The organism is Roseateles sp. P5_B10, from assembly GCF_056400485.1.
Map to the genome: position 1 here is coordinate 1 of NZ_JBFULE010000980.1, position 1749 is coordinate 1749.

A 1749-nucleotide genomic window follows, 5' to 3' on the forward strand; every position below is an offset into this window, starting at 1 on the left:
GCCCAACGGAGCCTGCGCAACCAGTTCGGACAGATGACCAACGACAGGCCGGGCGAGTCGAAACCCGGGCCTAGCGAGCCGAGCACTCGCCGCACCAGCGTCGGCGCCAAGTTGCCGTCAAAGGGCATCATGCGCCCAACCCAAACCGACTCTGGGAGGCCCTTGTGGCAGCCCCAGAAGTCTACGCTGCTGATGTCTAGGCCTGGGGCGCTGATGCGCAGTTGGTCCAGCTCCGAGCGCCTTGCCAGCATCACCTTAAACGTCGATATCTCAGCGACTATGTGCATGCCGCTGGCGTCGAACCAGGGCAAGACGTCCGCATCCACCTTCTCAGCCCACTCCTGCTCGCCCTTATCCCAACTAGCATTCCGGATCGGCAGCGGACGCAGAAGGCCTTCCGGGCGCACTCGAGGTCTCGCCAGCGGCCGAGGCGGTAGCGATGCGTTCAAGCTCTCAAGCAGCATGGGAAGTCGCTGCTGGTCCAGCCGTCCCGATAGACGTAGCTCCCCGCACACGTGGCGCAGGCCCAGGACGCCGGCCATGGCGTGCGGCTTTGAGTACCTAATCTGCATCTCGATCGCTCTAAGATGCGACGTCAGGCGCTTAAATGCCGGCGGCCCGAACGCGTCCATTCCACCCCAGTCTTGAATGAACATCGCGGCTCGACGTCGTATGGCTATCACGTCCAGGCCGGAGGCTTTAGAAATCGAAGCCACAACGGAGGCAAGATGCCTGGTCCATCCCAGGGCGCTCTCCAATCGCATCGCACCGCTCTCGTCATTGAGCAAAGGATCGCTCTCCGTCCGCCCCGCATCGATCTCTAGCTGGTAGAACAGAGGCAGAGGCTCGATCTTGCGCGGGAGAGCAATGCCCCATCGGCTAGCGACCATAACTGCCGCTTCCGCTACCGCTACATCCTTGTGATGAGCCACCCCTAAAAGCGTTGCCGCGAACCGCTCATCCAACTTTTCAGATGGCAGCCCCAGCAGGATCAAGAGCGCCTGCAATGGCTCGTCCAAGCTCCCGGCAAGGAGCCGGGTCAGAACCAAGGCAAAGACGGCCTGACCGTGGGAGCCACCTTCCGCCATGTCCAGGATGGAGTTGCGTGCGTGCCGTCGGACCTCGTCAACAGGAAGCCGCATCGCGAAGAGCAGCAACTCCGCAAGCAGAGCTTCGTCGTCCATGGGCTCGGCGCCGGCTTGGAACTCGGTGCCGAGTTGGTGCTCCCGCGTTGAGAGCATCTGCTCAGCAAGGAGTTCCCAGACTGCTGGCCAATCCGGCAACGCAGAAATCACTGGCAGGATGGAGTCGATTTCCGCCAGCAGCGCTTGGCTGTTTTCTTCCCCGCCGTTGATCGAGTCAACGAGGCTCTCGAACGCTGCGCATTGCATCGACGCGCCCTCGATGCGCTTCAGGGCGGCGTAATAGTGGAACTTGCCTGCGCCGGACCATCGATTCCACGACCTCCACCGTTCCTCGCTCGCGTCATACTCACGCAGAAGACGTCGCGCATGTTCAATCTCTCCAGCCTCGATCAGCCGGTCGATGACATCAAAGCGGCTGTAGGTATCGGACTGGAGTACCGGCCAACGTTCGAACATCTGCACCACCTGGGCTAGCGGCGCGGTCTTGAGCAGCTTGACGAACCTTGAAGACGCATCGTGCTGAACCTTGTCCCCATCAGCTTCCATCGCGGCTTGAAGGTCACTCAGCGTCTTCGACTCGTCATAGCGTTGAGCGGTGTAGGAA

General features: G+C 61.3%; 1 pseudogene. It reads right to left on the reverse strand.

The annotated features are described in order from the left end of the window. Positions 1 to 1749, reverse strand: a pseudogene (locus tag AC1DU6_RS29965) (ATP-binding protein); the annotation flags it as partial.